This window comes from Grylomicrobium aquisgranense (genome assembly GCF_033971865.1).
GTDB classification, from domain to species: domain Bacteria; phylum Bacillota_I; class Bacilli_A; order Erysipelotrichales; family Erysipelotrichaceae; genus Bulleidia; species Bulleidia massiliensis.
In genome coordinates this window covers 22247-47194 of the sequence record NZ_JALBUR010000011.1, presented here as the reverse complement: position 1 = coordinate 47194, position 24948 = coordinate 22247, and the positions used below count along the sequence as shown (strand labels likewise).

General features: G+C 49.7%; 41 protein-coding genes. 1 reads left to right on the top strand and 40 read right to left on the bottom strand.

Annotation, left to right across the window (positions count from 1 at the left end; genetic code table 11):
• Nucleotides 1-11: 11 nt before the first annotated feature.
• The gene (locus MOZ60_RS05945) at nt 12-596 is read left to right on the top strand and encodes a DUF1848 family protein (RefSeq protein ID WP_370595969.1); all 585 of its coding nucleotides are present in this window, start codon (nt 12-14) and stop codon (nt 594-596) included.
• 37 nt (nt 597-633) lie between these two features.
• Here the strand turns inward: MOZ60_RS05945 and MOZ60_RS05940 are convergent, their stop codons facing one another.
• The 40 genes from MOZ60_RS05940 to MOZ60_RS05745 all read right to left on the bottom strand — a co-directional run bounded on the left by MOZ60_RS05940 (nt 634) and on the right by MOZ60_RS05745 (nt 24928).
• A complete protein-coding gene (locus tag MOZ60_RS05940; protein WP_277006951.1) occupies nt 634-1359 on the bottom strand; it encodes an HAD family hydrolase in 726 nt (241 codons plus the stop codon).
• 13 nt (nt 1360-1372) lie between these two features.
• Nucleotides 1373-2734 (bottom strand): PFL family protein, encoded by a 1362-nt coding sequence (locus MOZ60_RS05935; protein ID WP_277006948.1) that lies wholly within the window; start codon nt 2732-2734, stop codon nt 1373-1375.
• An 11-nt stretch (nt 2735-2745) separates the two neighbouring features.
• A complete protein-coding gene (locus MOZ60_RS05930) occupies nt 2746-3018 on the bottom strand; it encodes an ACT domain-containing protein (protein ID WP_277634374.1) in 273 nt (90 codons plus the stop codon).
• A 16-nt stretch (nt 3019-3034) separates the two neighbouring features.
• Nucleotides 3035-4231, bottom strand: a complete 1197-nt coding sequence (locus tag MOZ60_RS05925; RefSeq protein WP_370595968.1) for a hypothetical protein — start codon at nt 4229-4231, stop codon at nt 3035-3037.
• Between the two features lie 26 nt (nt 4232-4257).
• Entirely contained in the window at nt 4258-5355 is a 1098-nt protein-coding gene (locus tag MOZ60_RS05920; protein WP_370595967.1) for an alkaline phosphatase family protein, read from the bottom strand.
• Nucleotides 5356-5420: 65 nt separating this feature from the next.
• Complete coding sequence (gene rplQ / locus MOZ60_RS05915; protein ID WP_108775496.1) at nt 5421-5783, bottom strand: 50S ribosomal protein L17; 363 nt, start codon at nt 5781-5783, stop codon at nt 5421-5423.
• 15 nt (nt 5784-5798) lie between these two features.
• Complete coding sequence (locus MOZ60_RS05910) at nt 5799-6758, bottom strand: DNA-directed RNA polymerase subunit alpha (protein ID WP_108775497.1); 960 nt, start codon at nt 6756-6758, stop codon at nt 5799-5801.
• A gap of 24 nt (nt 6759-6782) precedes the next feature.
• Nucleotides 6783-7187: a 30S ribosomal protein S11 gene (gene rpsK / locus MOZ60_RS05905; protein ID WP_108775498.1), complete on the bottom strand. Its 405-nt coding sequence runs from the start codon at nt 7185-7187 to the stop codon at nt 6783-6785.
• A gap of 15 nt (nt 7188-7202) precedes the next feature.
• On the bottom strand, nt 7203-7568 hold the full coding sequence (rpsM, locus tag MOZ60_RS05900; RefSeq protein WP_108775499.1) for a 30S ribosomal protein S13: 366 nt from the start codon (nt 7566-7568) through the stop codon (nt 7203-7205).
• 20 nt (nt 7569-7588) lie between these two features.
• Complete coding sequence (rpmJ, locus tag MOZ60_RS05895) at nt 7589-7702, bottom strand: 50S ribosomal protein L36 (RefSeq protein WP_006525027.1); 114 nt, start codon at nt 7700-7702, stop codon at nt 7589-7591.
• A gap of 24 nt (nt 7703-7726) precedes the next feature.
• Nucleotides 7727-7945 (bottom strand): translation initiation factor IF-1, encoded by a 219-nt coding sequence (gene infA, locus MOZ60_RS05890; RefSeq protein WP_108775500.1) that lies wholly within the window; start codon nt 7943-7945, stop codon nt 7727-7729.
• A gap of 71 nt (nt 7946-8016) precedes the next feature.
• Nucleotides 8017-8667, bottom strand: a complete 651-nt coding sequence (locus tag MOZ60_RS05885; protein WP_108775501.1) for an adenylate kinase — start codon at nt 8665-8667, stop codon at nt 8017-8019.
• A gap of 13 nt (nt 8668-8680) precedes the next feature.
• On the bottom strand, nt 8681-9970 hold the full coding sequence (gene secY / locus MOZ60_RS05880) for a preprotein translocase subunit SecY (RefSeq protein ID WP_277635131.1): 1290 nt from the start codon (nt 9968-9970) through the stop codon (nt 8681-8683).
• A gap of 2 nt (nt 9971-9972) precedes the next feature.
• Nucleotides 9973-10413, bottom strand: a complete 441-nt coding sequence (gene rplO / locus MOZ60_RS05875; protein WP_108775503.1) for a 50S ribosomal protein L15 — start codon at nt 10411-10413, stop codon at nt 9973-9975.
• Nucleotides 10414-10426: 13 nt separating this feature from the next.
• Nucleotides 10427-11029 carry a 30S ribosomal protein S5 gene (rpsE, locus tag MOZ60_RS05870; protein ID WP_108775504.1) on the bottom strand — a complete coding sequence of 201 codons (603 nt, stop codon included), beginning with the start codon at nt 11027-11029 and terminating at the stop codon, nt 10427-10429.
• A gap of 15 nt (nt 11030-11044) precedes the next feature.
• Nucleotides 11045-11401: a 50S ribosomal protein L18 gene (rplR, locus tag MOZ60_RS05865; RefSeq protein ID WP_108775505.1), complete on the bottom strand. Its 357-nt coding sequence runs from the start codon at nt 11399-11401 to the stop codon at nt 11045-11047.
• A gap of 18 nt (nt 11402-11419) precedes the next feature.
• Nucleotides 11420-11968 carry a 50S ribosomal protein L6 gene (rplF, locus tag MOZ60_RS05860; protein ID WP_108775506.1) on the bottom strand — a complete coding sequence of 183 codons (549 nt, stop codon included), beginning with the start codon at nt 11966-11968 and terminating at the stop codon, nt 11420-11422.
• A gap of 21 nt (nt 11969-11989) precedes the next feature.
• The gene (gene rpsH / locus MOZ60_RS05855; protein WP_108775507.1) at nt 11990-12388 is read right to left on the bottom strand and encodes a 30S ribosomal protein S8; all 399 of its coding nucleotides are present in this window, start codon (nt 12386-12388) and stop codon (nt 11990-11992) included.
• Between the two features lie 14 nt (nt 12389-12402).
• Nucleotides 12403-12588, bottom strand: coding sequence for a type Z 30S ribosomal protein S14 (locus MOZ60_RS05850; protein WP_108775508.1), 186 nt, complete (start codon nt 12586-12588; stop codon nt 12403-12405).
• Nucleotides 12589-12602: 14 nt separating this feature from the next.
• Nucleotides 12603-13142, bottom strand: a complete 540-nt coding sequence (gene rplE, locus MOZ60_RS05845) for a 50S ribosomal protein L5 (protein WP_108775509.1) — start codon at nt 13140-13142, stop codon at nt 12603-12605.
• Nucleotides 13142-13465, bottom strand: a complete 324-nt coding sequence (gene rplX, locus MOZ60_RS05840; RefSeq protein WP_277655192.1) for a 50S ribosomal protein L24 — start codon at nt 13463-13465, stop codon at nt 13142-13144. The genes rplE and rplX overlap by 1 nt, the downstream gene beginning before the upstream one ends.
• A gap of 13 nt (nt 13466-13478) precedes the next feature.
• Nucleotides 13479-13847: a 50S ribosomal protein L14 gene (gene rplN, locus MOZ60_RS05835; protein WP_108775511.1), complete on the bottom strand. Its 369-nt coding sequence runs from the start codon at nt 13845-13847 to the stop codon at nt 13479-13481.
• Nucleotides 13848-13866: 19 nt separating this feature from the next.
• Nucleotides 13867-14133 (bottom strand): 30S ribosomal protein S17, encoded by a 267-nt coding sequence (rpsQ, locus tag MOZ60_RS05830; protein ID WP_370595966.1) that lies wholly within the window; start codon nt 14131-14133, stop codon nt 13867-13869.
• Between the two features lie 14 nt (nt 14134-14147).
• On the bottom strand, nt 14148-14348 hold the full coding sequence (gene rpmC / locus MOZ60_RS05825) for a 50S ribosomal protein L29 (protein WP_108775513.1): 201 nt from the start codon (nt 14346-14348) through the stop codon (nt 14148-14150).
• Between the two features lies 1 nt (nt 14349).
• A complete protein-coding gene (rplP, locus tag MOZ60_RS05820; protein ID WP_108775514.1) occupies nt 14350-14769 on the bottom strand; it encodes a 50S ribosomal protein L16 in 420 nt (139 codons plus the stop codon).
• Nucleotides 14769-15584 (bottom strand): 30S ribosomal protein S3, encoded by an 816-nt coding sequence (rpsC, locus tag MOZ60_RS05815; protein ID WP_108775515.1) that lies wholly within the window; start codon nt 15582-15584, stop codon nt 14769-14771. Before rpsC ends, rplP begins: the two co-directional genes overlap by 1 nt.
• Nucleotides 15585-15602: 18 nt before the next feature.
• Entirely contained in the window at nt 15603-15938 is a 336-nt protein-coding gene (gene rplV / locus MOZ60_RS05810; RefSeq protein ID WP_108775516.1) for a 50S ribosomal protein L22, read from the bottom strand.
• Nucleotides 15939-15953: 15 nt separating this feature from the next.
• The gene (rpsS, locus tag MOZ60_RS05805; RefSeq protein ID WP_108775517.1) at nt 15954-16223 is read right to left on the bottom strand and encodes a 30S ribosomal protein S19; all 270 of its coding nucleotides are present in this window, start codon (nt 16221-16223) and stop codon (nt 15954-15956) included.
• A 19-nt stretch (nt 16224-16242) separates the two neighbouring features.
• Nucleotides 16243-17079 (bottom strand): 50S ribosomal protein L2, encoded by an 837-nt coding sequence (rplB, locus tag MOZ60_RS05800; protein WP_277655193.1) that lies wholly within the window; start codon nt 17077-17079, stop codon nt 16243-16245.
• A 61-nt stretch (nt 17080-17140) separates the two neighbouring features.
• Nucleotides 17141-17431 (bottom strand): 50S ribosomal protein L23, encoded by a 291-nt coding sequence (rplW, locus tag MOZ60_RS05795; protein ID WP_108775519.1) that lies wholly within the window; start codon nt 17429-17431, stop codon nt 17141-17143.
• A complete protein-coding gene (gene rplD, locus MOZ60_RS05790; protein ID WP_277653066.1) occupies nt 17428-18060 on the bottom strand; it encodes a 50S ribosomal protein L4 in 633 nt (210 codons plus the stop codon). The genes rplW and rplD overlap by 4 nt, the downstream gene beginning before the upstream one ends.
• Nucleotides 18061-18072: 12 nt before the next feature.
• Entirely contained in the window at nt 18073-18876 is an 804-nt protein-coding gene (gene rplC / locus MOZ60_RS05785; protein WP_277653065.1) for a 50S ribosomal protein L3, read from the bottom strand.
• A 22-nt stretch (nt 18877-18898) separates the two neighbouring features.
• The gene (gene rpsJ / locus MOZ60_RS05780; RefSeq protein WP_277653064.1) at nt 18899-19210 is read right to left on the bottom strand and encodes a 30S ribosomal protein S10; all 312 of its coding nucleotides are present in this window, start codon (nt 19208-19210) and stop codon (nt 18899-18901) included.
• Nucleotides 19211-19496: 286 nt separating this feature from the next.
• Entirely contained in the window at nt 19497-19760 is a 264-nt protein-coding gene (locus tag MOZ60_RS05775; protein WP_370595965.1) for a hypothetical protein, read from the bottom strand.
• A 2-nt stretch (nt 19761-19762) separates the two neighbouring features.
• Complete coding sequence (locus MOZ60_RS05770; RefSeq protein ID WP_370595964.1) at nt 19763-21463, bottom strand: EAL domain-containing protein; 1701 nt, start codon at nt 21461-21463, stop codon at nt 19763-19765.
• Nucleotides 21464-21484: 21 nt separating this feature from the next.
• Complete coding sequence (locus MOZ60_RS05765; RefSeq protein ID WP_277635449.1) at nt 21485-22120, bottom strand: hypothetical protein; 636 nt, start codon at nt 22118-22120, stop codon at nt 21485-21487.
• Nucleotides 22120-22725, bottom strand: coding sequence for a hypothetical protein (locus MOZ60_RS05760; protein ID WP_370595963.1), 606 nt, complete (start codon nt 22723-22725; stop codon nt 22120-22122). Before MOZ60_RS05760 ends, MOZ60_RS05765 begins: the two co-directional genes overlap by 1 nt.
• The gene (gene pilM / locus MOZ60_RS05755; protein WP_370595962.1) at nt 22725-23714 is read right to left on the bottom strand and encodes a pilus assembly protein PilM; all 990 of its coding nucleotides are present in this window, start codon (nt 23712-23714) and stop codon (nt 22725-22727) included. The genes MOZ60_RS05760 and pilM overlap by 1 nt, the downstream gene beginning before the upstream one ends.
• Nucleotides 23715-23726: 12 nt before the next feature.
• Nucleotides 23727-24500, bottom strand: a complete 774-nt coding sequence (locus MOZ60_RS05750) for a prepilin peptidase (protein WP_370595961.1) — start codon at nt 24498-24500, stop codon at nt 23727-23729.
• The gene (locus tag MOZ60_RS05745) at nt 24497-24928 is read right to left on the bottom strand and encodes a hypothetical protein (RefSeq protein ID WP_370595960.1); all 432 of its coding nucleotides are present in this window, start codon (nt 24926-24928) and stop codon (nt 24497-24499) included. The genes MOZ60_RS05750 and MOZ60_RS05745 overlap by 4 nt, the downstream gene beginning before the upstream one ends.
• Nucleotides 24929-24948 lie beyond the last annotated feature (20 nt).

The following is a 24948-nucleotide window of genomic DNA, read 5'->3' as shown; positions in this document are numbered from 1 at the left end:
AGTTGGAGTGCATGACTGCACAATCTATGTGCAGCCGTGTTCCTTCAAGCCTGCGGCTTCAGCCGCGGGTAGTTGACACCATCTGTGATCAACTGCAGGGTTATATCAGCTTCTGCGTGATCAGTTTCATTGATCTGTATGCCAAAACAAAAAAGAACTTCCCGGATGTGCAGGAAGTTTCATCTGCCCAGCAGGCATTTCTTGCCAAGCGAATGTCTGCAATTGCCTCTGCCCACGGCATTCCCATACGGGCATGCTGTGAAAGTCCGTCATTGCAGAAATACGGCATCATCACCGATGGCTGTATGACAAAACAGGTGCTGGAAGCAGCCACCGGCTGCCAGCTGATTGTGCCAACGAAAAGTGCCGCAAGAGCACAATGCACCTGTTTGCTGGGAGACGATATCGGCATGTATAACACATGCGGGCATGGATGTCTTTACTGCTATGCCAACTACGATAACAATACTGTCAGATCCAACATGAAAAAGCATGATCCGGATTCTCCGTTTCTGATTGGAAATTATCAGAAGGATGACATCATCATTGATGTCGACCAAAGTACATGGGTAAACCGTCAGATTTCATTGTTCTGAAAATTGAAAATGCCGCCAGCATGTGACGGCATTTTTGCTATGCAAGATGTAAGGATTGGATGTCAATGTTGTAGATGACATCTTTGCGTTCCACAATGACGCGCATCTTTGCGGCAAGATCTTTCTCCTGCTGGATATGCAGCAGTAATTCTCTGGTAGGATTGATCGCTGTAGGATGGCCGGTATTTTCAAACATGGTCAGGTCTCCGTTGGTATCACCATAGGACCAGCACTGAGACAGATCCAGATCATACTGTTCTGCCAGTTCGAGCATGGCTTTCTTTTTAGAGACGCCATCCCACATTGGCACAACTTCACCAGTGTATTTTCCATGTTCATCCGTCTTGTAGATGGTGCCGCGGAAATCATCAAAGCCATGTCTGGCTGCCATTTCCCGCACCAGCTCATAGGGGGAGCCTGAGATGGCAATAACCTTGTGGCCTTCTTTCTTGTGACGCTCAATCTCACCGCGGGTAAACTGATAGACACGGTCACCTTTCTGTTCAATGACACGCTTTGCAATCAGATCAATGTGTTCATGCGAAATACCTACAATCGCTTCCTTGAAGATTTCCACCATCCTCTGCAGATAATCATCATATTCACCCTGCCTTCTGTCCCAGGCATTAAACGCCGGCTGGACATCGTTATACCAGGCAGAGCCATGAATGATTTCATGCGTGATCAGCTTCTTGAACAACTCTGTAATCAAAGCTTCCCGGTAAATCGTACCGTCAATATCAAAGAACGCTGCTGTATTCATACTGCCTCCTGGTTTAATTTTTCAAACTGTGGATCGGCGAAGGAATACGGCCGCCCCTGTGTACCATCACATCGGGCTTGACCGTACGTACCGGCATGATCGGGCCATAGCCCATCAGGCCGCCGAAGTTCAGTGTCTCGCCTGCCTTCTTGCCAATAGCAGGAATCAGACGGCAGGCCGTTGTCTTGTTATTGATCATGCCAATGGCAGCCTCATCCGCAATGATCGCAGAAATCGTTTCTGCAGTTGTATCACCTGGAACAATGATCATATCCAGGCCAACCGAGCAGACCGCTGTCATTGCTTCCAGCTTTTCGATGGAAAGCACACCCTTTTGGGCAGCCGCGATCATGCCCTGATCCTCCGATACCGGAATAAAGGCACCAGACAGGCCGCCGACAGAGCTGGATGCCATGACACCGCCCTTTTTAACAGCATCATTTAACATGGCAAGACATGCCGTTGTACCAGGTCCGCCGCATGTTTCCAGGCCGATCTCTTCCAGAATCTGCGCCACGGAATCACCAACCGCAGGGGTTGGAGCCAGGGAAAGATCCACGATGCCAAACGGAACGCCAAGCCGCTTTGAGGCAACAGTGCCAACCAGCTGGCCCATTCTTGTAATCTTGAAAGCTGTCTTCTTGATGACTTCGGCAATCTCATCCATGGTGGCATCTTTGCCAGCCTTGCGGATGGCCATGCGGACAACACCAGGACCGGAGACACCTGTATTGATGACACAGTCAGGTTCACTGACACCATGGAAAGCACCTGCCATAAAAGGGTTGTCCTCCACGGCATTGCAGAACACAACAAGTTTCGAAGCACCGAAGCAGTTGTTGTCTTCTGTCTTTTCTGCACACTGTCTGACCACCTGTCCCATCAGTGCCACCGCATCCATATTGATGCCGGCCTTGGTGGAACCAATGTTCACGCTGGAACAGACAATATCGGTTGTGGCCAGAGCCTCGGGAATACTTTCGATCAATGCCTTGTCGCCAGGTGTCATGCCTTTCTGCACAAGCGCACTGTAACCGCCAATGAAGTCAACGCCGACCTCTTTACCGGCTTTGTCCAGTGCTTTTGCATACTTGACAGGATCACCGCCGCTTGCTGAGACAAGCAGAGCAATCGGCGTCACACTGATGCGTGTATTGACAATCTGAATGCCATACTGGGCACTGATATCCTTTGCTGTCTGCCTGAGATCCTTTGCCTTGCTTGTAATCTTGGCAATAATGCGCTCACAGGAGCGGTCAATATCACTGTCTGCACAGTCCAGCAGAGAAATTCCCATAGTAATGGTACGAATATCGAGACATTCCTCATCGATCATGCGGATCGTCTCTAGAATCTTCTCACCGCGTTCACTCATCTGTTTTCCCCTTAAATGGTATGCATGGCATGGAAGATTTCTTCATTCATCAGATGAATCTTCAATCCCTGTGCATCCCCTTTGGCCTCAATGTCAGTCACAATCTCATCGAACCTGCCTTCCTGATCCGCCGGAACTTCAACGGTCATGATCATCGTAAACAGATCCTGCAGCACCTTCTGTGTCACATCCGTAATGTTGATCTCACGATCCGCACAATACTGCGCCACAAATGCCAGAATACCGGGATGGTCCTTCCCAACTACCGAAATGACAGCTCTCATCTTGTCCTCCTGTTTGTTATTTTGTCTCTGCCACCAGCTCATCCAGTGTCAGTCCACAATAATACAGTTCCATTTCAAGCCACTGCTTGACTTGTTTCATCGTATCCACGGTAGAATCCTTGCAGTCACTGGACTGTGTATTGTCCGTAAAGTTTGCCGTGCAGGCTCCCATCGTTTCCGTATCGCTCTTCCAGTTGTAGATATAGTGGATGGTGCGGTTGGAATATTCAAAGATATGCTGGTCAAAGTCGATCATATAGCTCTCATTGCCATCATTAAACGCAGAAGTGTACTTACTGCCATCGACGGTATAATTCAATCTTGTAACCAGACGTTTCTGGAAAGTAGCTGTCACAGTGCTTTCAGCACTGTCATCATCATCCGTTAATGTCTGAATACTGTCCGTGTCAATATTCTGATAGGAAACATACTGGGCTTCTTCCGCCTTCTTGTCATCACTGATCGTCACAGATGTTGTGCCAATCTGTGTATAGGTCACCTGTGACTTATACAGGGTGTCCACTTCCTGTCCGGATAATGTTACAACCGTGTCAAACTGTACGGTCTCCCCTGTGAAATGGCCTTGGGCATCAAATGTATCCGTAATGGTGCCATCCTTGACTTCCAGGCTGTCATACTGATTCAGTCCATACTGGTCATAGCGCTGTTCAAACAGCGAAGACAGGGAATCCTGCGCAATGGCAATCGTATAGCTCACATTGCCGTCATCATCCGTCGTACCGGTGATCTTATCAATCATGCTTTCATCAAACGCAAGCGGGTCCAGCGGTACCAGCAGGGATGCCTTGAGTTTATCGGCATCCATGTCTTCATAGTACGTAATGCCATTGTATGTATTGTACAGGCGATTCCCATACCAGTCTCCGGAAAACGTTGAACGAAGCCCGTTGGAATCAATATTCTGACTGATTGTGGCCGTATCACCTGCCATCTGCAGCACGCCGTCCATGTCATAGGCATCCATCGTATCATCCGAATACGTCATCTGATACGTATTGGAAACAGCCACCGTATAGTTGTCCACTGTCGCCCGGTTATTCACAGCCTGTGTAAAGCTGTCATAGACATCACCTTTCATGGCAGTGGTCTTTGTCCTGGCAGAAGCGGAGGCAGCAGCGGTAGAAGAAGCCGTGTCAGAGCCGGATTTGCATCCGGTCAGAATCATCATCAGGCATACAGTGCCTGCTATCATTTGTCTTTTCATGCTCATTTGGTACATTATACACTTTCACCGGAAAGTATCACAGGAATCATTGCCTCATCCACCATTGCACCGGCATGCTGGCCAAGAAAATGACTGCTTTTGGCTGTCAGTGATAATGGTGTTAAAGCAATTGCCAGATAATCACCAATAAATTCATAAAAACGGGGATGGGGAATCCCGGGCCCGAAAATTTCCCGGGAAAGTATTTCCGATTTATGCAACAGCAGAAACTTCTCACCAAACCGCTGATGGAACAGTGCTTCAAACTGCTTTTCCAGTCCTGGCTGGATGTAGAAAGCACATGCCCGTGCTTCCAGGGCTGGCATATGTCGGAACATGGCCATCAGCTCTTCATCTTTCTGCATTTCATAGATGGTACAGTCGATCTGGCCATGGTCTGCAATCACAAGCACACCAGTATCTTCGTCCACCATCTTTTCCAGCATTAGGATATCATCATTGATCATAGCCAGCTGTCTGCCTGTATCCGGATGGGAAGGTCCGTGTTCATGCAGCCAGGAATCAAAGCCGTCCCAGTACACATAAAGGAAGCGCAGATCTGACTGATGGGAAAGTTTTGCGGCCAGCAGGCACTGCTCATGGAAAGAAGTACAGCCATGATGACCAAAAGAAGGCCATATTGAATCACAGGGAATATTACGATCATGCAGCTGGTCCAGAATAGTTCGGACCGGAAGTGCCTTTGGGACAAAGCCGGGATAGGTTTTCTCACTGTACTGGGATCTGTCAAGAAACAGGATGACATTGTCATCTACTTCTGAAAAGTACTGATTCCAGCCAAGCCAGCCGTTTTCAGCAGGGCTTTTTCCTGTTAGCAATGCTGTTGTAGCAGCACTGGTGGTAGGTGGAAAAACCGTCATGCATTCTTTTTTTATCTGCTTTGTGATGGATAAATCAGAGCCATATTTCTGCAGAAGGCGTGATCCCATGCCATCTACAAGAACAACAATGACACAGCGAAATGCATGTGAGGAAAGCCAATGTGAGACATCCGGATCATCCTGGTATTCACATGTCAGGCCATAGTAATGGTGAAGTGATGCAGAAACCTGCAGCAATCCGTTCTTGTAATCAGAGATGTATTCTTCCATGGCCAAAGTGTAGCACAAAACAAAAAGGCCTGTGCATTGCACAGACCTCTCAGGCATTACGTAACTTAGATCAGTTCAATATAAGCCATCGGAGCAGCATCGCCCTTGCGTGTGCCAGTCTTGACAACACGTGTATAGCCGCCCTTGCGGTCAGCATACTTCGGGGCTACCTCATCAAACAGCTTCTGCAGGACAGTCTTGCCTGTCTTTTCATCTGCGACAACATCGCGGATATAGGAAGCAGCTCTTCTGCGGGCTGCCAGATCACCCTTCTTGCCAAGTGTGATCAGCTCATCGACAACAGAGCGCAGATCCTTTGCCTTGGCTTCAGTTGTTTCGACCTTGCCATACAGGATCACGGAAGTTGCGAGATTTCTGAGCATAGCCTTGCGGTGATCCGCATTGCGGCCAAACTTACGATTCCACATTGTAAATTCCTCCTATCAGTCAAAGGACTTGAAGCCAAGACCGAGCTCAGCCAGTTTATCCTTAACCTCTTTCAAAGATTTCTTGCCGAGGTTGCGGACTCTCATCATTTCATCCTCGGTCTTCTGTGTCAGCTCATCCACGGTCTGGATACCGGCACGCTTCAGGCAGTTGTAGGAACGGACAGACAGATCCAGATCTTCAATCATCATCTGCTGACCCTTGCTTGGCGACTCCTGGCCGCCTTCCTTGACAACGTCTTCCATGGAGATGACATCTTCATTGATGCCAGCGATCAGATCCAGATGATCGATCAGGATCTTGGCAGCCATGGCAAGCGCCTTCTGCGGATTGATTGAGCCATCGGTTGTGATTTCCATGGTCAGAGCATCATATTTAACATCCTGACCAACACGGGCCGGATCAACGGAATAGGCGACCTTCTCAATTGGTGTATAAATGGAGTCTGTATAAACAGTTCCAATACCCTGAGAAGAACCGACATTGAGCTGCTTGTTGATGTCGGCACTTACATAGCCTCTTCCATTCTTGGCCTTCAGTTCCATCTCAAGGCTTGTGCCAGCTTCCAGATGGGCAATGACAAGATCCTTGTTGAGAATCTCAACCTGTGACGGGCAGATGATATCACCTGCTGTCACAGTGCACGGTCCCTTGGCAGAGATCTGCAGTGTATAAACCTCATCATCTTCAATTTTCATGATCAGCTGCTTCAGCTGCAGAATGATCATGGATACATCTTCTCTGACACCAGGGATGGTTGTGAACTCATGGTACACACCATCTACCTTGATTGAGAATACCGCAGCTCCCGGCAGGGAGGACAGCAGAACTCTGCGAAGTGCGTTTCCGATCGTCGTACCAAATCCTCTCTCCAGCGGAGAAAGAACAAACTTTCCGTAATTCTCGGATTCAACGTATTCCTGTACTTCAAAATCGGCGCGTTCAAACTTTTGCATGCAATATCCTCCTCTTTCAGCTCATTAACCGCGGGGTCTCTTCGGCGGACGGCAGCCGTTATGCGGGATCGGAGTCACATCATTGATTGCTGTGATCTCCAGACCAGCCGTCTGCAGGGAACGAACCGCAGCCTCACGTCCAGGACCAACGCCCTTAACGTTGACTTCAACCGTCTTCATGCCCTGCTGCACAGCAGATTTGCCGGCAGCCTCAGCACACAGCTGAGCAACATACGGTGTAGACTTACGGGAACCCTTGTAGCCCAGTGCTCCGGCAGAGCTCCAGGAAATGACATTACCTGCCTCATCCGCAATGGTAACGATTGTGTTGTTGAATGTTGAATGAATGTGAGCGACACCCTTCGCCACATTTCTGCGGATCTTCTTCTTGCGAGTCTTGGCCGCAGTGTTATTCTTCTTTGTTGGCATTCCAATGTCCTCCTATTACTTCTTCTTGTTCGCAACCGTACGGCGCGGTCCTTTGCGGGTACGCGCATTGGTGCGTGTTCTCTGGCCTCTGACCGGCAGACTTCTTCTGTGGCGCAGGCCTCTGTAAGAGCCGATTTCCATCAGTCTCTTGATATCAAGAGCTGTCTGACGGCGCAGATCGCCCTCTGTCTTAATACCATCAATCTGCTGACGAATCGCAGTCTCCTGTGCTTCAGTCAGATCCTTGACGCGGATGGTCTCATCAACACCGGCAGCAGCCAGGATCTTCTTTGCAGTTGTCGGGCCAATGCCATAAATATAGGTAAGAGATGTTCCGACCTGTTTGTTGTTCGGAATATCTACACCAGCAAAACGTGCCATATTCTTATTCTTCCTCCAAATTAACCCTGTCTCTGCTTATGCTTCGGGTTCTCACAGATTACCATCACAACGCCCTTGCGCTTGATGACTCTGCACTTGTCGCAAATTGGTTTTACGCTAGGTCTTACTTTCATTTTACAAACCTCCTGGTCCAGACATTATTTATGTCTGTATGTGATACGCCCACGTGTTAAATCATACGGTGAAATTTCGACAGTGACCCGATCGCCTGGTAAAATGCGAATGTAATTCATACGGATTTTACCAGCAACGTGAGCACGGATCTCGTGTCCGTTCTGGAGTTTCACCTTGAAGTTGGCATTAGGAAGTGTGTCCGTTACAACACCTTCGATTTCAATGACATCCTGTTTCGACATGTACTCTCTCTTTCTTACGCAATAAACAGAATCAGGGCGCGGACCGCCTATCGATCCGCCCCGATTCACATTTAAGCAATCTTTCCTAAGGCCTCTTTGATGGCACCGAACACCGCTTCAGGCTTACCGGACGCATCCAGATGCGTCACCAGCCCTTTCTGATCATAGAAGTCGATGACCGGTTTTGTGCTCTTCTCATACTCTTCCATCCGCTTGGTCAGCTTCTCGACAGTATCGTCGCTGCGCTGGACAAGCTTCTCACCGCAGTTGTCGCACACACCTTCAACCTTCGGCGGGAAATTGTGAATATGATACGTAGCACCGCACTTCGGACAGATTCTTCTTCCGGTGATTCTGTCCTTGAGCACCTCAAAGTCTACCTCAAGACCAAGCACACATTCAACCGGTTTGCCGATCTTTGCTGCAATTCTTTCAAATTCTTTCGCCTGAACCAGTGTACGGGGATAGCCATCCAGGAGATATCCCTTCTGGCAGTCCGGCTGCTGAAGCCTGTCTTCCACCATCGCATTGATGACTTCATCCGGCACCAGCTTGCCAGCATCCATATATGCTTTGGCCTTGTTGCCAAGATCTGTATGATTGGCAACATTGGCTCTCAGCATATCACCTGTCGAAATATGCGGAATATCATATTCCTTCAGGATCAGATCCGACATCGTACCCTTGCCTGCACCGGCAGGTCCCATAATCAGAACGTTCATTTTCTTCTCCCCTTTAATTCAGGAAGCCATGATATGACTTCTGTGTCAATTGACCCTTGATCTGCTTCATCGTCTCCATAGCAACGCCGACGACGATGATGATACCGGTGCCGCCAATGGCACTGGATGTTGGAATACTTGTAAACATTGGCAGCAGATATGGAACAACAGCTACCAGTGTCAGTGCCAGAGCACCGAGTACAGTGATACGGTTCAGAACCTTGTGCAGGTACTGCTTTGTATCACTGCCCGGGCGGATACCTGGAATGTAAGCATCCGACTTGCGCAGATTATCCGCGACACTGTCCGGATCAACCTGCAGGTCAGTGTAGAAGAAGGTAAACAGAATTGTCAGCACAGCATAGAGGCAGAGTCCAAACGGCTTGCTCAGACTCAGATAATTCTGCAGTTTCTGATACAGATCAGCATTGAAGAAGCTGATGACAATCTGCGGTGCTGTCATGATCGAAGATGCAAAGATGACCGGAATCACCGATGCGCTGTTGATCTTCAGCGGCAGATATGTCACATCATTGCGGGCAGTTCTGCCCATGGAGATGCTGTTGGTGTACTGAATCGGAATCTTTCTGACTGCTGTCTCCATCACGACGACGAAGATGACAATTGCAAGATACACGAGGCAGTACAGTGCAAACTGCAGTACGCCATTGAATACTTCACTGTTTGTATTTCCACCGGCCAGAATGCTGTAAACTTGGGCAAACTGGGACGGCATGTTGGAAACAATGCCGGCGAAGATGATGATGGAAATACCGTTGCCGATACCTTTCATACTGATACGGTCACCAAGCCAGACCAGGAACATGGAGCCCGCGGTCAGAATGGTAGCTGTATACAGATAAGTGGAAAGGGCACTGTTTTCCAGTACGGAATACTGCTTGTCAAAGCCATAGACAAGCGAGAAGGCCTGCACGAAGGCGAGCACAACACCAAGGTATCTTGTTGTTTTCTCCATCTTCTGACGGCCAGTCTGTCCTGACTTTGCCCATTCGGTCAAAGCAGGAATGACATCCATACTGAGCAATTGCACGATGATGCTGGCGGTAATGTAAGGAGTAACGCCCATCGCGAAGATGGACAGTTTCTCCAGGGCACCGCCGCCCAGCAGGTTCATCATGTTCAGAATTGAGTTGTCGGAAATCTGTTGAGAGAGTGCGGTGGAATCCACGCCTGGAACAGGAATGGAAGACCCGATGCGATAGATCAGCAGCATTGCCAGAGTAAAGAATATCTTTTTGCGGATCTCCTTGTTCTTAAACATGCTGGCGAACGTATGCATCATAATTAGAGCACCTCTGCTTTTCCGCCTGCTTCTTCAATTGCTTTCTGAGCAGTCTTGGAGAACTTCTCAGCTTTTACGGTAAGCTTCTTCTCAAGCTTGCCATTGCCGAGCACCTTGACACCATCAAGATGCTTCTTTACAAGGCCGGCTGCCTTGAGGGCTTCATAGTCAACAGTGACGCCATCCTCAAATTTGTTGAGAGCTTCAACATTGACTGTTGCATACTCCTTGCGGGTGTAGTTGGTGAAGCCTCTCTTCGGCATTCTCTTGAAGTACGGTGTCTGACCGCCTTCAAAACCGATGGCAACACCGCCGCCGCTTCTGGAGTTCTGACCCTTCTGGCCCTTGCCAGATGTCTTGCCAAGACCTGAACCCAGGCCTCTGCCAATTCTCTTTCTGGTAAAGCGGGCACCGTCCGTTGCTTTCATTTCATTGAGTTTCATCGGGTTTCCCTCCTTATCGAATCTCAGCGACTTTCTTGTCGCGCAGCTTGGCAACTTCTTCAACAGTCCGCATCTGCTGCAGAGCATTCAAAGTTGCATAGACAACATTGACACTGGTGCGGGATCCATGAACCTTGGACAGGACATCGGAAACACCAGCCAGCTCCAGAATGGAGCGTACGGCACCACCAGCGATAACACCAGTACCAGGTGCAGCCGGAAGCAGGATGACGGAAGCGGCACCATGCTTGCCAATGCTTGTATGAGGAACAGTTCTGTTATCGTCTACCAGATTTACTCTGAAGACATTCTTAACAGCAGCCTCATTTGCCTTCTTGATAGCATCCGGAACTTCGGCGGCCTTGCCCATACCGAAACCGATTCTGCCTTTCTTGTCACCAACAACAACCAGTGCTGCGAAACGCATTCTGCGTCCACCCTTGACGGTCTTGCTAACACGGTTGATGGAGACTACGACATCTTCGAACTCTTTCGGTTCCTGACGTCTTCTGAACTGTCTGCGTCCATTGTTGTTATCACGGCGGCCCCTCTCAGGACGTGCTGTAGCAGCCTCAGCTGCTGCCGGACGCTGCTCTGTTGTATTTTCAGTTGGCATTGTCTTCTCCTCTCCTTAGAACTTCAGGCCAGCCTCTCTGGCTGCATCTGCCAGAGCCTGGACTCTTCCGTGATATACATAACCGCCACGGTCAAAACGGACGGACTCAATGCCGGCAGCCTTGCACTTTTCAGCAATAGCAGCACCGACTTTCTTGGCAGCCTCAATATTGCCGCCATTTTCAAGCTTGAGATCCAGGGAACTCACTGCACACAGGGTGTTGCCCTTGGTGTCATCAATGACCTGTGCATAGATGTTTGTGTTGGAACGGAATACGTTCAGTCTCGGGCAGTCGGGAGTTCCGCTGACTACTCTGCGCACACGCTTATGACGGCGGATACGCTCTTCATTCTTCTTTGTCTTATTCAGCATTTTGCTCTCTCCTTCCCATTACTTCTTGGCTGCAGCAGTCTTACCTTCCTTGCGGCGGACATGCTCGTCAACATAGCGGATACCCTTTCCGCCATAAGGTTCAGGCTTCTTGGTTGCTCTGACCTCAGCTGCAAACTGACCGACTTCCTGCTTGTCGATGCCAGCAACAACGATTGTGTTGGCATCCGGAACAGTTACCGTCAGGTTGGACGGTACAGTGAAGTCTACAGGATGGGAGAAGCCGACATTCAGAGTCAGCTTATTGCCAGCCAGGGCTGCACGGTAACCAATACCGACAACCTTCATGGTCTTGGAGAATCCCTTCTCAACACCCTCGATCATGGAAGCAAGCAGTGCGCGGGTTGTACCATGCAGCTGCTTGGTATGCTTTTCGTCATTAGGACGCTTGACGGTAAGAACACCGTCGTTCTGCTCAATTGTCATGAGCGGCGAAAATGTTCTTGTCAAAGTTCCCTTAGGGCCCTTAACAGTCACCTCATTGCCGTCATTCACTGTGATCTCACAATTGGACGGAATGGTAATCGCCTTGTTTCCGATACGTGACATGAATTTATCCTTTCTTATTTATTACCAGACGTAGGCAACGACTTCGCCGCCAACGTGAAGCTTGCGTGCTTCCTTATCTGTCATCATTCCATTGGATGTGGAGATGATGGCAATGCCAAGACCATTCAGTACCTTCGGTACTTCTTCGCCCTTGGCATAAACCCTCAGGCCCGGCTTGGAAATTCTCTTGATGCCGCTGATGACGCTTGCACCATTAGCATACTTCAGGGTAACAACGAGCTTCTTTTCGATGCCGTCACCCTGTGTGGAATAGTTAGCAATGTAGCCCTCAGACTTCAGGATACGGGCAATCTCTGCCTTGACCCTGGAGTATGGCGCAACATCCACTGTATCCAGATGTGCACTGGCTCCATTGCGGATTCTAGTGAGCATATCTGCAATCGGATCTGTCATATTCATGATGGGCTGCCTCCTTACCAACTAGCCTTCTTGACTCCAGGAATCTCACCCTTGTAAGCGAGCTCTCTGAAGCAGATACGGCATACTTTATACTTTCTTAAAACGGAATGCGGACGTCCGCATCTCTCGCAGCGCGTATAGGCGCGTGTGGAGAACTTGGCAGGACGTGCCTGTCTTACCTTCTGTGATGTCTTTGCCATTGTTCTCCTCCTTATTACTTGGCAAACGGCATGCCGAGTTCACTCAGCAGCTGATATGCTTCTTTATTTGTCTTGGCGGATGTAACAATGACAACATCCAGACCTCTGACCTTGTTGACCTTATCGAAGTTGATTTCCGGGAAGATCAGCTGTTCCTTGACACCCAGCGTATAGTTGCCGCGGCCATCAAAGGCTGTGCCACTGACACCATGGAAATCTCTGACACGCGGCAGATCGATATTGAAGAGCTTGTCGAGGAACTCGTACATTCTCTCACCGCGCAGTGTCACCTTGCAGCCAATGCTCATGCCCTCACGGAGCTTGAAGTTAGCGATGGACTTCTTGGCCTTTGTGACAACCGGCTTCTGACCGGAAATCATGGTCATTTCCTCAACTGCCTCTTCCAGCAGCTTCGGATTGGCAATTGCATCACCAACACCCATGTTGAGAACGACCTTCTCAAGCTTCGGGCACTCCATGACGGACTTGTAATTGAATTCCTTCATCAAAGAAGGCTTTACTGTCTCGTTATATTTCTGTTCCAGACGGTTCATTACTTCTTAGCCTCCTTCACTTCATTGCCGGACTTCTTGAAGTATCTTGTCTTTGTGCCGTCCTCAGCAACCTTCCAGCCAACACGGCTGGCAGCCTTGGCCTTCTTGTCATACAGCATGACATTGGAAGCATCAATCTTAGCTTCCTTCTCTACGATACCACCCTCGGGATTTGCCTGAGAGGGCTTCAGAGACTTCTTGACCATGTTGACACCTTCAACAATGACCTTGTTCTCCTTCGGGAACACTGCCTTAACGGTTGAAACTGTTCCCTTGTAGTGTCCGCTGATTACCTTGACCTCATCACCTGTCTTGATTTTCATCTCGGGCTCCTCCTTATAATACTTCCGGTGCCAGGGAGACGATCTTCATGAAACCGGCGTCACGGATCTCACGTGCGACCGGGCCAAAGATACGTGTACCTGCCGGTGTATTGTCGTCCTTGATAATGACTGCAGCATTATCATCAAACTTGATGTAGCTGCCATTCTCACGTCTGATACCGTAAACGGTACGAACGATGACAGCCTTGACTACCTGACCATCCTTGACTGTGCCATTCGGAGCAGCGCTCTTGACAGCACAAACAACGATATCGCCGATATTTGCTCTCTTACGGCGGGAACCGCCCATGCATCTGATGACCAGAAGCTCTCTGGCACCGGTATTATCGGCAACATGCAATCTGCTTTCATTCTGAATCATTGCTTTCTACCTCCTGTGCTTAAAGAACAACTGCTTTCTCAACAACCTTCACCAGTCTGAAATGCTTGTCCTTGGACAGCGGACGTGTTTCCATCACTTCCACTACATCTCCAACATGAGCTTCGTTGTTTTCATCATGAACCTTGAACTTGGTTGTGAACTTAACGTGTCTGCCGTATAAAGGATGGCGCTTCGTGGTATTGATCTCGACAACGATTGTCTTATCCATCTTGTCGGAGACAACCGTACCGCGCAGAACCTTACGTGCGTTTCTCTCTTGTGCCATGTCTGCTTCCTCCCTTATTTATTCTCCGCATTCTCACGTTCTGTCAGAACTGTCTTAATGCGGGCAATTGTCTTTCTGATATCCTTGATCCGGGCCGGATTCTCAATGGTTCCGGTAGCCTGAGCAAAGCGCAGATTGTAGAGCTCTTCCTTGAGCGAAACAACTTCCTGAGAAAGTTCCTCGTTGCTCAGATCTCTGATTTCCTTGACATTCATCTCAGCGTCCCTCCTGGCCCTTCTTCACAAAGCGTGTCTTTACGCACAGTTTGTTAGCGGCAAGACGAAGCGCCTCTCTGGCAGTAGCTTCATCAACATCACCGACTTCAAACAGAATTCTGCCCTTCTGGACAACTGCGACCCAGTGATCAGGAGCACCCTTACCAGATCCCATACGTACTTCCAGAGGCTTCTTGGTTTTCGCCAGCTGCGGGAAAACCTTGATCCAGACTTTACCGCCACGATTCATATAACGTGTCATGGCAACACGGGCAGCCTCAAGCTGCGCACTGGAGACATACGCTCCCTCGTCTGCTACCAGACCATACTCACCGAAGGCAAGCTTTGTGCCGCCCTTGGCGTGGCCTTCATAAGACAGACGGTGGGGTCTTCTCCACTTGACTCTCTTAGGCATTAACATTAGTCGTTACCTCCCTGGGCACCTGCCCCAGCAGCCGGTGCAGCAGCCTTGGCATCTCTGCCAGCAGCCGGACGGCGGTTATTGAAACGGCGGTTGTTATTGTTTCTTCTGCCGTTTCTGCGGTCTCTCGGGTTGCGGGCCGGAGCTTCCGGTTCCTTGACCATCTCTCCCGGCAGAACCTCACCACGGCAGATCCAGACCTTAACGCCCAGCTTGCCATACGTTGTGTGAGCTTCCTCGCAGGCATAGTCAATATCAGAACGCAGTGTATGCAGCGGAACTACACCCTTTGCATAGCCTTCCTGACGGGCAATTTCAGCACCGCCCAGTCTGCCCTTGCAAAGTGTCTTGATTCCCTTGGCACCAGCTCTCATTGTGGACTGGATTGCCTTCTTCTGTGTAATACGGAAGGACTGTCTGTTCTCCAGCTGCTCGCAGATCTTGCGGGCAACCAGGCGGGCATCCAGATCCGGGTTGGCAACTGCAACAACATCAATCTTCAGTGTCTTATCGCCAACAATCTTCTTCAGACCAGCCTTGGTCTTTTCCATCTTCTCAGCCTTGCCGTCCTCGCTCTTGCCAACGATGGCACCCGGACGAGCACAACGGATGATCACACGGACATTCTTCTTGCCTGTGCGCTCAATCTCAATGTGCGAAATATAGGCATCTTTCAGATTCTTCTCAAGATAATTACGAATCTTGACATCTTCGTTCAGAAGATCGCCGTACTCTGCTTTATCGGCATACCATCTGGACTCCCAGTCACGAATGACGCCGACACGCAGGCCGATCGGGTTTACTTTCTGTCCCATACTCTTGATCTTCCTCCCTTATCTCTCATCCGAAACCACAACTGTGATGTGGCTCGTTCTCTTCAGAATCTGTGCGGCATTGCCCTTGGCACGCGGCATGAATCTCTTCATGACGATACCCTCATCCGCATAGCACTGCTTAACATACAGCGCATCAGCGTTCAGCTGATGATTGTGTGTTGCATTGGCAGCAGCACTCTTGACTACCTTGTATACCTCATGAGCCGCATTGTTCGGTGTGAACTGCAGAATGGCGAGGGCTTCCTCAACACTCTTGCCGCGGATCATATCCAGAGCCAGTCTGGCCTTGCGCGGAGTGACGCGAACTGTCTTAGCTGTTGATCTTACATCCATGTCCGATATCCTCCCTTACGCAGCCTTGTCGGAACCATGTCCGCCAAACTTTCTGGTCGGAACAAACTCACCGAGCTTATGGCCGACCATATCTTCTGTCACATAGACCGGAACATGTTCCTTGCCGTTATAAACAGCGAATGTATGTTCCACGAAACTCGGGAAAATCGTTGAACGGCGGGACCATGTCTTAATGACTTCATGCTTGTTGGCCTTGTTCTGTTCCTCGACCTTCTTCAGAAGGTAAGCATCACAGAAAGGACCCTTTTTAATGCTTCTTGACATCTCTTATTCTCCTTTCAGCTTATTTCCCATTGCGTCTTCTGACGATCAAGGCATTGCTCTTCTTCTTCGGCTGACGTGTCTTCACGCCCATAGCCTTCTTGCCCCAAGGTGTCATCGGGGACTTGCGGCCAACCGGAGCCTTACCTTCACCACCACCATGCGGGTGATCAACCGGGTTCATGGCAGAACCACGAACGGTAGGACGAATACCTCTCCATCTGTTGCGGCCGGCCTTGCCAAGATTGACCAGGTTCCAGTCGCCATTGCCAACAGTACCGATGGTAGCGCGGCAGTTGGAATGAACCTTTCTGACCTCGCCAGACATCAGACGCAGCGTGCAGAAGTTTCCTTCAAAGCCCAGAATCTGAGCATAGGAACCTGCAGCTCTTGCCATCTGACCACCCTTGCCGGCAACCAGCTCAACGTTATGAACAATGGTACCTTCAGGGATGTTCTTCAGCTCCAGGGCATTGCCCGGCTTGATATCCACAGCCGGACCGGACACAACTGTATCACCGACATTCAGCTCAGCCGGGCACAGGATGTATCTCTTCTCACCATCTGCATAATGCAGCAGAGCGATATTAGCTGTACGGTTCGGATCGTACTCAATGCCGGCAACCTTAGCCGGAACATTGTCCTTGTTTCTTCTGAAATCAATAACTCTGTACTTCTGCTTCACACCACCGCCCTGATGACGTGTTGTGATGCGGCCATTGTTGTTTCTGCCTCCCTTGGAGTGCTTCGGCGCCAACAGACTCTTTTCTGGCTCGTGCTTTGTGATTCTGCCACGATTGTCCAGCGAAGACATATTTCTGCGGCCGTTGCTGGTAGGCTTGTATTTAATAATTGCCATTTTCTTCTTTCCTTTCGCAGTTTATCCGGAGATAGCGTGTTCCTCCGATAGTTTGATATCCTCAGTCCTCAGAATGATAGATATCGATTGTCTGTCCCTCAGGCAGCTTGACCATTGCCTTCTTGACAGCTCTGACCTTGCCGGAATAACGGCCAACTCTTCTGACCTTCGGCTTGGTGTTGACAATGTTTACCGCAACCGGCTTGATGTGGTAGATCTCCTGAACAGCCTGAGCTACCGCAGACTTGTTGGTGTCGCGGGCAACCTCGAACTCAATCCAGTTGCCATTGGCCTGCATCTTTGTTGCCTTCTCGGTAACGATCGGTCTGACGATAATATCACGTGCGCTCATTCTGCGAATACCTCCCCTGCCTTGGCAGCAGCAGCTTCCGTAAACACAATACGGTCCGCATTGGCAATGTCATAGACATTCAGCATCGGTACGGTAACCAGTGTTGCATTCGGAATATTTCTCATTGAGACATATGCATTGTCGAAGTCCTCAGCAGCGTCTGCAACAAACAGTGTCTTTCTGTCGAACTTGAATGCATTCATCAGTGCCACAGCCTTCTTTGTCTTGATCTCATCAAAGTTGAGATTCTCAACAACGGTCAGGCTGTTGTCAGCCAGCTTCTCACTCAGAGCAGAGCGGTAAGCCAGTCTTCTCACCTTGCGGTTCATCTTGAGATTGTACTTTCTCGGATGAGGTCCGAAGGCAATTGCACCATGTCTCCACTGGGTAGCACGTGTGGAACCCTGACGGGCACGGCCTGTACCCTTCTGCTTGAACGGCTTCTTGCCTGTTCCGGAGACAAATGCTCTTGTCAGTGTGGAATGTGTGCCCTGTCTGCAACCTGCAAGGTAGACAAGGACAGCGTCATAGATGGCCTGCTGATTCGGCTCAATGCCGAACACAGCATCATTCAGTTCAACCTGCTTTACAACTGCAGCTTCCTGATTGTATACGTCAATCTGTGCCATTGTTGTTCCTCCTTACTTCTTTCCCTTGCGGGCAGCGCTTGCAGCAGCCTTCTTGGCAGCCTCAGCAGCTTCGATGGCCTTCTCTTCCTCAGCCAGCTCCGCGTTGATCGTGTTCTCAACCTTATTGAGCTCTTCCTCAACAGAACCGCCCTCATAAGAGATCAGCTCAGGAACCTTGACTTCCTTAACCGGCTTGACAGTTGTGTGGATCAGTACCAGACCACGCTTCGGTCCTGGTACATTGCCCTTGACGAGGATATAGCCCTCATCTGCATCAGCCTTGATCACAGTCAGGTTCTGATTGGTTGTTGTGTAGCAGCCCTCATGGCCAGGCATCACAGTGCCCTTGTTGACAACACCGTTGTTACGGCCGTTTGTAGCAAGAGAACCAATGTGTCTGTGATGGCCGGAACCATGGCTCATCGGTCCTCTGGACGCATTGTTTCTCACAATTGTGCCCATGAAGCCGTGTCCCTTGGAAACACCCTGGACATCAACCACATCACCAGTCTTGAACAGATCTGCCTTTACTTCAGCACCAACCTCAAGGTTCATCATTTCATCAGCTCTTACTTCTCTGATGTAATGCTTCGGCGCTGTATTGGCCTTCTTGGCATGTCCGATTGCCGGCTTGTTGGAACGATGCTCTTTCACATCCTCATAGCCAAGCTGAACAGCCTCATAGCCGTCATTTTCCTTTGTCTTCTTCTGCAGTACAACATTCGGCTTCACATCGATGACAGTCACAGGAATCAGTGTTCCATCGATGGTGAAGACCTGAGTCATACCCAGCTTTCTTCCTAAGATACCCTTCATGTTCTATACCTGGTTCCTTTCTTTAAAGCTTGATTTCAATATCCACACCAGACGGCAGATCCAGTCTGCTCAGCGCATCAATCGTTTCAGCACTCGGGCCAATAATCTCAATCAGTCTCTTGTGTGTACGGATTTCAAACTGCTCACGGGAATCCTTGTACTTGTGAACAGCGCGCAGGACCGTAACGACCTCACGCTCCGTCGGCAGCGGAACAGGTCCGACGATCTTCTTAGCGCCGTGTCCGTTCGCAGTTGTCACGATCTTCTCGGCAGCCGCATCCAGACTTCTGTTCTCGTAAGCCTTCAGACGAATTCTTACAGAATTTTTTGCCATGAATTTTTCCTCCTTGTATTCACTCCCGTTTACGGGATCGCTCCATGAGAGTTCCCCGGTTGTCACACCGTGTCCACGGACATTGGCGTGCCGGCAATCTCCCATATCTACGCGAGTGCCATGCTATAGTATCACCTCATCAGTCCCAAGACAAGCCTTTTTCTCAGCTTTTTTGCAAAATTACACAAAAAGAAAAAGCCGGAAAAAACAGGCCTGGAATCGATGCCGGATTGACACCGCCGCCTGAATTTTCATGGCTTACATCACTTTGCTTATATCAATAAGGTTAACGTGCAAACCGCACCTGCACATGCGGATTCACCTGGGCTGCCCTGCCAATCGCCAGCAGCACCCGATATGCATACCGCTCTGCACAGATCTTGTCTGTATTCAACGGTGTCAGAATGAAGCACACATCCTTTCCCCAGTCATTCAGCACACTCTCAAAACGAGCCAAGGTGCCGCACACAGTATCAAACCATGTCTGCACACTGGAAATCAGTGCTTTCTGATCATGGATATCACCAGCACACAATACAATCTTCTGCATGCTTACTTCTGTCCTTTCAACAATGCATCAAAGTCTTCACTCTTCATCGGCTTATAGAACAGGAAGCCCTGCGCATACTGACAGTGAATCTCCTGCAGAAAGCGCAGATCGCTCTGTTTCTCCACACCTTCCGCCAATGTATGAATGCCAAGTTTCCTAGCAATGCTTGTCATCGCATCCATGATGTAGCGGTTGGCTCCATGCCCTGCATCCAGATTCATCAGCATCTTCTGATCAAACTTGATCAGATCAAACGGGAACTCACTCATGACATTCAAGGATGAATAGCCAGAGCCAAAATCATCCATCCACAACGCATAGCCACGCCTGTGAATGGCTTCAATCTGCTTCTTCATGCAGTCCGGTGCCTCAGAAACATCCTGTTCCGTAATCTCAATCCGGATCAAGGACGCATCAATGCCGTATGCGGCAATGATCTTATGCATCTGCTGCACCAGGTCCTCATTATCAAAGTCCTGGCGGGAAAAATTGACTGAGACCGGCACAGCCGGTTCCCCTTTCTGGATCTGTTCCTGCAGATGACGGCATACTTCCTGCAGAATATACAGGTCAAGACGATACAGAAGATGGAAAGAGCGCAGTGCGGGAATAAACTGCACCGGCTTTAAAGGACCCTGTACAGGATCAATCCATCTGGCCAGTGCCTCGGCCTCCGCTATCTTTCCGGTTTGCACATCTATGATCGGCTGATAATACGGCTGCACCCAATGCTCCTGCAGAGCCTGATTGAAATGTGTCACCAGATAATGGGCAAGCATCATCTTCTGATCCACATCCGGAGAATACAGATGCCATGTCACATTCAGGTTGGTCCCGATCTCTTTCAGACCTGTATGGGCATCATCGAGAAGCTCCATGACCGGCATATGCGGCTTGGCCAGACACACACCCGTACGGACACCAAGCGATACCCCATCCACATCATTCTGCACCTGGGCATTGATCTGCTGCATCAAAGCATCGATCTTGTCCTTATGAAATGGCGCAATCACCACAAAATGATCATCCGTGCTGCGGCACACAAGCCCATCCGGAAACGCATGCGAAAGGGCACTGCCAACCGCCATCAGCAGCCTGTCGCCACACTGCAGGCCATACCTGCTATTATAGGCATGCATGCCATTGACATCAAAATACCAGCCGGCCGCACCGCCTGTTTCCAGGAAACACTGGGCAAGTTTCTCATCTCCAAAAGCACGCATGAAATTGGCATTGGGCAGACCTGTCAGAATATCGGTATAGAAATAGTCTCTCTGCCAGCTCTGATAGCGCTTCATGATATCCTGATTGGCTGTAACCGTCTCATTCATATTGCTGTAGACAAGAATCGCAGCCTCACTGCCATCCTCATGGCGCAGCCACTGCCCTATTGTATGGACATAATGATATGCCGAATCCGATGTCCATGTCTTCAGGCGGTAGATGACATCATAGCCGCTGGCATGCAAAGCAAACTGTCTGCCAAGCTGAGCAAGCATGCCGGCATCAGACGGATGCACAAGCGAAAACATGGCCTCATTCAGAAGCTGCACAAGATCCTTCCTGCTGCGCTGACAGAACGTGCACATACCATCTGAGATACAAAGACAGATGACACGACTCTGCCTGTCCATGACATAAATTGCCAGAGCAATCGGCATATGTTCATAGATTTTTCTTTCTTCTGTGCTCAGAGCAAACATGCTGGCTTCCTTTCAAAGCGCTCAGTTATAGGTAGCGTCTCCCTTGAATACCGTACCGCTGTTATCACTTGTTGAATCCGAATCCTGCTGGACAAGACCAGATGTACTGGATGCCCCATCGGTTGTCTCAAAGAACGTGATGTTCATACTGACAGCCACATCAGAACTACTGGAAAGATCTGTATCATCACCGTCATCCATCGAGACATCCGCAATCAGACAGCGGTACTGGCAGCGGGCGATGCTCTCTACCAGACTGTAGGCTGTATCATAGCCGGATGTATGGAAGCTGATCGAGGCATTCCGGCGGACAATGTTATCCGTCAGAGTCGGCTCACTCCAGGTGATGGACACCTGACTTGCCTTGTCATTGAGAATATTGCCAAGCGCACTGACCTCATTGGCCAGATTGTTATACACAGCAACGGTACCGACCGATGCTGTATCATTGCTGTCAAGATAGTTCTGCATCTGTTTCTGCTTGGCAGCCTGGCTCTGCAGAACGGTCAGCTGTGTCTGCAGCTCGCTTGTATCATATTGTTTCGCAGCACTCTGGAAACCTTTGAAAGCAACCTCATAGTAGAAGATGCCCAGAGCAATCACCAGGCAGATCAATAACAGAATCTTCTCACGCAAAGAAAACTTATAGGAAAACATTACTGATTGCCTCCTTCCGCCACACTGCCATAGGTGATCTCAATATCCGCCTGCACAAGATCATTATTACTCTGATCAGAACTGGAAGTTGTCGTAACCGTGACATAGCCATTGCGGGAATCTGCCTGCAGTCTGGCAATGATGCCGGAAACCGTATCCAGCGTTGTATCATCCGTAAACACAGATACCTGTGCCCCAGCAATCTTGATGCTGGAAATGCCCACATACGGCGCCACATCTTCCTGGATCATATCCAGAATATCCGTGCGGTTCAATTCCTGTTTCTCATCATCTGTCAGGAAGGAGCCAGCCTTATCATCATATGCAGCCTTGACAGAATCATAATTGCCTAACGTTTCCTGATACTGCTGCACCTGGGCTGCCATCTGGTTGTAATTGGATTCCAGCTGATTGACCTTATTCAGCGGATTGATCACAAACAGCTTGGTAAACACGGCCAGAAACAGCAGGAAGATGATAAAGACCACGATGGCATGACGATCTGTCTTTGCCTGTTCATCATGGACAAAGTTCATCACTTTCTTTGTAGGATAGTGTACTTTGACCGGATGAATCTCTTTCTTGAGAATACTCTTGTCTGCCATTATGCCGCCTCCCTTGCAATGCCAAAGGAAGTCAATTGATCTTCCAGTTCTTTCGGTGCATTTGGATCCATCGCATCCACCGGCACAACCTGCAGACTGCTCAGACTGTCCGCAATAGAACCTACCAGCTGCTTCAGATGACTGCCGCCGCCATACACATACAGCTTCTCCAGCGTATTATTCTGATTCTCATATGTGTAGTAATTAATGGCACGCATGATCTCAACCGCAATCACATTGTACACATTGGCAAGTGCCTCACTCTCCAGCACCTGATCCTGATCATTGCGCAGATAGCCGCGGGCCACATGCGGATCCACATTCATCACATCGCCAACCGCACCGGCAATCGCTGCCACACCCGTATCAATCGTACGGGTTGCCTCATACGTACCATCCCGGAACAGATCGACACGCGTATAGGAATCACCAAGATCCACCAGGGCAACATCCCCGTGTCCGCATGTATCCGCGAAGGCCCGCAGCACACTGACCAGCGCCATCTGGCGGGGTGCTGCCATGACCAGCTTCATGCCGGCATGATGGAACATCTCCTGATATGCTGCAATCTTTTCCTTGCTGACAGCACCAGCCATCAGCTCCATCTCTTTGGCATTTTCATCTGTGCCATGCGTATCAATCATGGCATAGTCATACAGATAATGATCTTTGTTATCCGTGATCACATCATGAAACTCATACGGCAGATTGACCGCCAGCTGCTTTTCTGTCATCAGCGGCATGCGCAGCCGGCGCATATATGCATCCGGATCCGGCACAACAAGCGCTGCCCTGCGGCAGTGAATGCCATTTTCCTTCATGCCCTCACGAAGCAGACTGCTCATTGCCTCATAGGCTGTCAGAGAATCATTTCTGACTGCATTTTCCGGTGTGTCCAGCAGTGCCGTCTGCACAATGGAGCCATTGCGCAGCACACAGAGTTTCACCCGCTTGCTGCCAATATCCACACCAAGTATTTCCCGTGCCATATCCACCTCTTTCTACATGCCAAACAGGCCAAGATACCACTGCACAACCCACGGTCCCACCAGCAAAGCAGCCAGTGTGCCTATCGCAATAGACGGTCCAAAGGGTATTTTTTCACGTTTCCATACTACCACAAAGATCAAACCTGCTATACACGACAATATCAGGGCAAACAAACCTGAACCAATGCCAAGATAGCATCCAACCACAAAGAACAGTTTGATGTCACCGCCGCCCATGCTTTCCTTCTTCAGAATGCGGTCCATGATCAGGGTCAGCACCAGCAGTGCCCCGCCAATGGCAAGACCGGCCAGAGCACTCCGGTAATAGGAAAGATGACCCATGCCAGCCGCCGCCCACACAAGCAGCGAAAACACCAGATACCCATCCGGGATCTCCTGGATGGCAAGATCCACCAGGGATAATCCCAGCAGACAGCACAGAAAGGCAAGATCACGAAACAGAATCACATCTATCCTGCCATGTACAAGCACAAAGACCATAAACAGCAGACCGCCCAGCAGTTCCACATACACATAACAGACAGAAAGCTTCGCATGGCAGTACTGACATCTGCCGCGATGCAGCAGATAACTGAAGATCGGCACCAGATCCGATGCCCCAAGAACATGATGACAGACATCACAATGTGATCTGCCCTTCCACCATGGCTCGTGAGCCACAATCCGATCTGCCTGACACGTCACAAAACTGGCAAAGATCGTACCAAGCACAAAGGCCAGCACACATACATAAACACAAAGACCTGTGGAGAGATAGATACTCATGAAGATGCCCTCCCCAGAACCCAGGACAGATGAACTTCACCATTGCCGGTTTCGACCTGAATCACCATCGTACCGGGCTTGCCGGTATAGGTTTTTCCGTCAATATCCATTTCAGATGACTGGTTATAACCATCTGGTTTGTCACCAACAATCTTGTTGGCAACCCCGTCATAGTAGCCAATGTATTCCGTGCCATTCCAATGCACACAGTTTTGGGAAGAAGAACCATCCACAGGACAGTCAGCTCCATTGCTGGAATTGATGCGGGCAACAGAAAGGGCCGTATTCACACGCAGAGAATCATTGCCATGGGCAAGACGCTGCTGATACCAGCGATATCCGCACCATGCCAGAAACAACCCCTCCAGGCACAATACCACGATCAGCACCATTTCCAATGCACTCATACGGCCCACTCTGCTTCTCATCTGCCCCTCCGTTTCTAGTC

What these genes read in the sequence shown, in the direction of transcription:
- MOZ60_RS05945 (WP_370595969.1), top strand. Translation starts at nt 12, where the DNA reads ATGACTGCACAATCTATGTGCAGCCGTGTTCCTTCAAGCCTGCGGCTT.
- MOZ60_RS05940 (WP_277006951.1), bottom strand. Translation starts at nt 1,359, where the DNA reads ATGAATACAGCAGCGTTCTTTGATATTGACGGTACGATTTACCGGGAA.
- MOZ60_RS05935 (WP_277006948.1), bottom strand. Translation starts at nt 2,734, where the DNA reads ATGAGTGAACGCGGTGAGAAGATTCTAGAGACGATCCGCATGATCGAT.
- MOZ60_RS05930 (WP_277634374.1), bottom strand. Translation starts at nt 3,018, where the DNA reads ATGAGAGCTGTCATTTCGGTAGTTGGGAAGGACCATCCCGGTATTCTG.
- MOZ60_RS05925 (WP_370595968.1), bottom strand. Translation starts at nt 4,231, where the DNA reads ATGATAGCAGGCACTGTATGCCTGATGATGATTCTGACCGGATGCAAA.
- MOZ60_RS05920 (WP_370595967.1), bottom strand. Translation starts at nt 5,355, where the DNA reads ATGGAAGAATACATCTCTGATTACAAGAACGGATTGCTGCAGGTTTCT.
- rplQ (WP_108775496.1), bottom strand. Translation starts at nt 5,783, where the DNA reads ATGTGGAATCGTAAGTTTGGCCGCAATGCGGATCACCGCAAGGCTATG.
- MOZ60_RS05910 (WP_108775497.1), bottom strand. Translation starts at nt 6,758, where the DNA reads ATGCAAAAGTTTGAACGCGCCGATTTTGAAGTACAGGAATACGTTGAA.
- rpsK (WP_108775498.1), bottom strand. Translation starts at nt 7,187, where the DNA reads ATGCCAACAAAGAAGAATAACACTGCGGCCAAGACTCGCAAGAAGAAG.
- rpsM (WP_108775499.1), bottom strand. Translation starts at nt 7,568, where the DNA reads ATGGCACGTTTTGCTGGTGTAGATATTCCGAACAACAAACAGGTCGGA.
- rpmJ (WP_006525027.1), bottom strand. Translation starts at nt 7,702, where the DNA reads ATGAAAGTAAGACCTAGCGTAAAACCAATTTGCGACAAGTGCAGAGTC.
- infA (WP_108775500.1), bottom strand. Translation starts at nt 7,945, where the DNA reads ATGTCGAAACAGGATGTCATTGAAATCGAAGGTGTTGTAACGGACACA.
- MOZ60_RS05885 (WP_108775501.1), bottom strand. Translation starts at nt 8,667, where the DNA reads ATGAACGTTCTGATTATGGGACCTGCCGGTGCAGGCAAGGGTACGATG.
- secY (WP_277635131.1), bottom strand. Translation starts at nt 9,970, where the DNA reads ATGATGCATACGTTCGCCAGCATGTTTAAGAACAAGGAGATCCGCAAA.
- rplO (WP_108775503.1), bottom strand. Translation starts at nt 10,413, where the DNA reads ATGAAACTCAATGAAATGAAAGCAACGGACGGTGCCCGCTTTACCAGA.
- rpsE (WP_108775504.1), bottom strand. Translation starts at nt 11,029, where the DNA reads ATGCCAACTGAAAATACAACAGAGCAGCGTCCGGCAGCAGCTGAGGCT.
- rplR (WP_108775505.1), bottom strand. Translation starts at nt 11,401, where the DNA reads ATGCTGAATAAGACAAAGAAGAATGAAGAGCGTATCCGCCGTCATAAG.
- rplF (WP_108775506.1), bottom strand. Translation starts at nt 11,968, where the DNA reads ATGTCACGTATCGGAAACAAGGCGATTACCATTCCGTCCAATTGTGAG.
- rpsH (WP_108775507.1), bottom strand. Translation starts at nt 12,388, where the DNA reads ATGAATATGACAGATCCGATTGCAGATATGCTCACTAGAATCCGCAAT.
- MOZ60_RS05850 (WP_108775508.1), bottom strand. Translation starts at nt 12,588, where the DNA reads ATGGCAAAGACATCACAGAAGGTAAGACAGGCACGTCCTGCCAAGTTC.
- rplE (WP_108775509.1), bottom strand. Translation starts at nt 13,142, where the DNA reads ATGAACCGTCTGGAACAGAAATATAACGAGACAGTAAAGCCTTCTTTG.
- rplX (WP_277655192.1), bottom strand. Translation starts at nt 13,465, where the DNA reads ATGAAAATCAAGACAGGTGATGAGGTCAAGGTAATCAGCGGACACTAC.
- rplN (WP_108775511.1), bottom strand. Translation starts at nt 13,847, where the DNA reads ATGATTCAGAATGAAAGCAGATTGCATGTTGCCGATAATACCGGTGCC.
- rpsQ (WP_370595966.1), bottom strand. Translation starts at nt 14,133, where the DNA reads ATGGCACAAGAGAGAAACGCACGTAAGGTTCTGCGCGGTACGGTTGTC.
- rpmC (WP_108775513.1), bottom strand. Translation starts at nt 14,348, where the DNA reads ATGAATGTCAAGGAAATCAGAGATCTGAGCAACGAGGAACTTTCTCAG.
- rplP (WP_108775514.1), bottom strand. Translation starts at nt 14,769, where the DNA reads ATGTTAATGCCTAAGAGAGTCAAGTGGAGAAGACCCCACCGTCTGTCT.
- rpsC (WP_108775515.1), bottom strand. Translation starts at nt 15,584, where the DNA reads ATGGGACAGAAAGTAAACCCGATCGGCCTGCGTGTCGGCGTCATTCGT.
- rplV (WP_108775516.1), bottom strand. Translation starts at nt 15,938, where the DNA reads ATGGATGTAAGATCAACAGCTAAGACAGTTCGCGTCACTCCGCGCAAG.
- rpsS (WP_108775517.1), bottom strand. Translation starts at nt 16,223, where the DNA reads ATGTCAAGAAGCATTAAAAAGGGTCCTTTCTGTGATGCTTACCTTCTG.
- rplB (WP_277655193.1), bottom strand. Translation starts at nt 17,079, where the DNA reads ATGGCAATTATTAAATACAAGCCTACCAGCAACGGCCGCAGAAATATG.
- rplW (WP_108775519.1), bottom strand. Translation starts at nt 17,431, where the DNA reads ATGAGCGCACGTGATATTATCGTCAGACCGATCGTTACCGAGAAGGCA.
- rplD (WP_277653066.1), bottom strand. Translation starts at nt 18,060, where the DNA reads ATGGCACAGATTGACGTATACAATCAGGAAGCTGCAGTTGTAAAGCAG.
- rplC (WP_277653065.1), bottom strand. Translation starts at nt 18,876, where the DNA reads ATGAAGGGTATCTTAGGAAGAAAGCTGGGTATGACTCAGGTCTTCACC.
- rpsJ (WP_277653064.1), bottom strand. Translation starts at nt 19,210, where the DNA reads ATGGCAAAAAATTCTGTAAGAATTCGTCTGAAGGCTTACGAGAACAGA.
- MOZ60_RS05775 (WP_370595965.1), bottom strand. Translation starts at nt 19,760, where the DNA reads ATGCAGAAGATTGTATTGTGTGCTGGTGATATCCATGATCAGAAAGCA.
- MOZ60_RS05770 (WP_370595964.1), bottom strand. Translation starts at nt 21,463, where the DNA reads ATGTTTGCTCTGAGCACAGAAGAAAGAAAAATCTATGAACATATGCCG.
- MOZ60_RS05765 (WP_277635449.1), bottom strand. Translation starts at nt 22,120, where the DNA reads ATGTTTTCCTATAAGTTTTCTTTGCGTGAGAAGATTCTGTTATTGATC.
- MOZ60_RS05760 (WP_370595963.1), bottom strand. Translation starts at nt 22,725, where the DNA reads ATGGCAGACAAGAGTATTCTCAAGAAAGAGATTCATCCGGTCAAAGTA.
- pilM (WP_370595962.1), bottom strand. Translation starts at nt 23,714, where the DNA reads ATGGCACGGGAAATACTTGGTGTGGATATTGGCAGCAAGCGGGTGAAA.
- MOZ60_RS05750 (WP_370595961.1), bottom strand. Translation starts at nt 24,500, where the DNA reads ATGAGTATCTATCTCTCCACAGGTCTTTGTGTTTATGTATGTGTGCTG.
- MOZ60_RS05745 (WP_370595960.1), bottom strand. Translation starts at nt 24,928, where the DNA reads ATGAGAAGCAGAGTGGGCCGTATGAGTGCATTGGAAATGGTGCTGATC.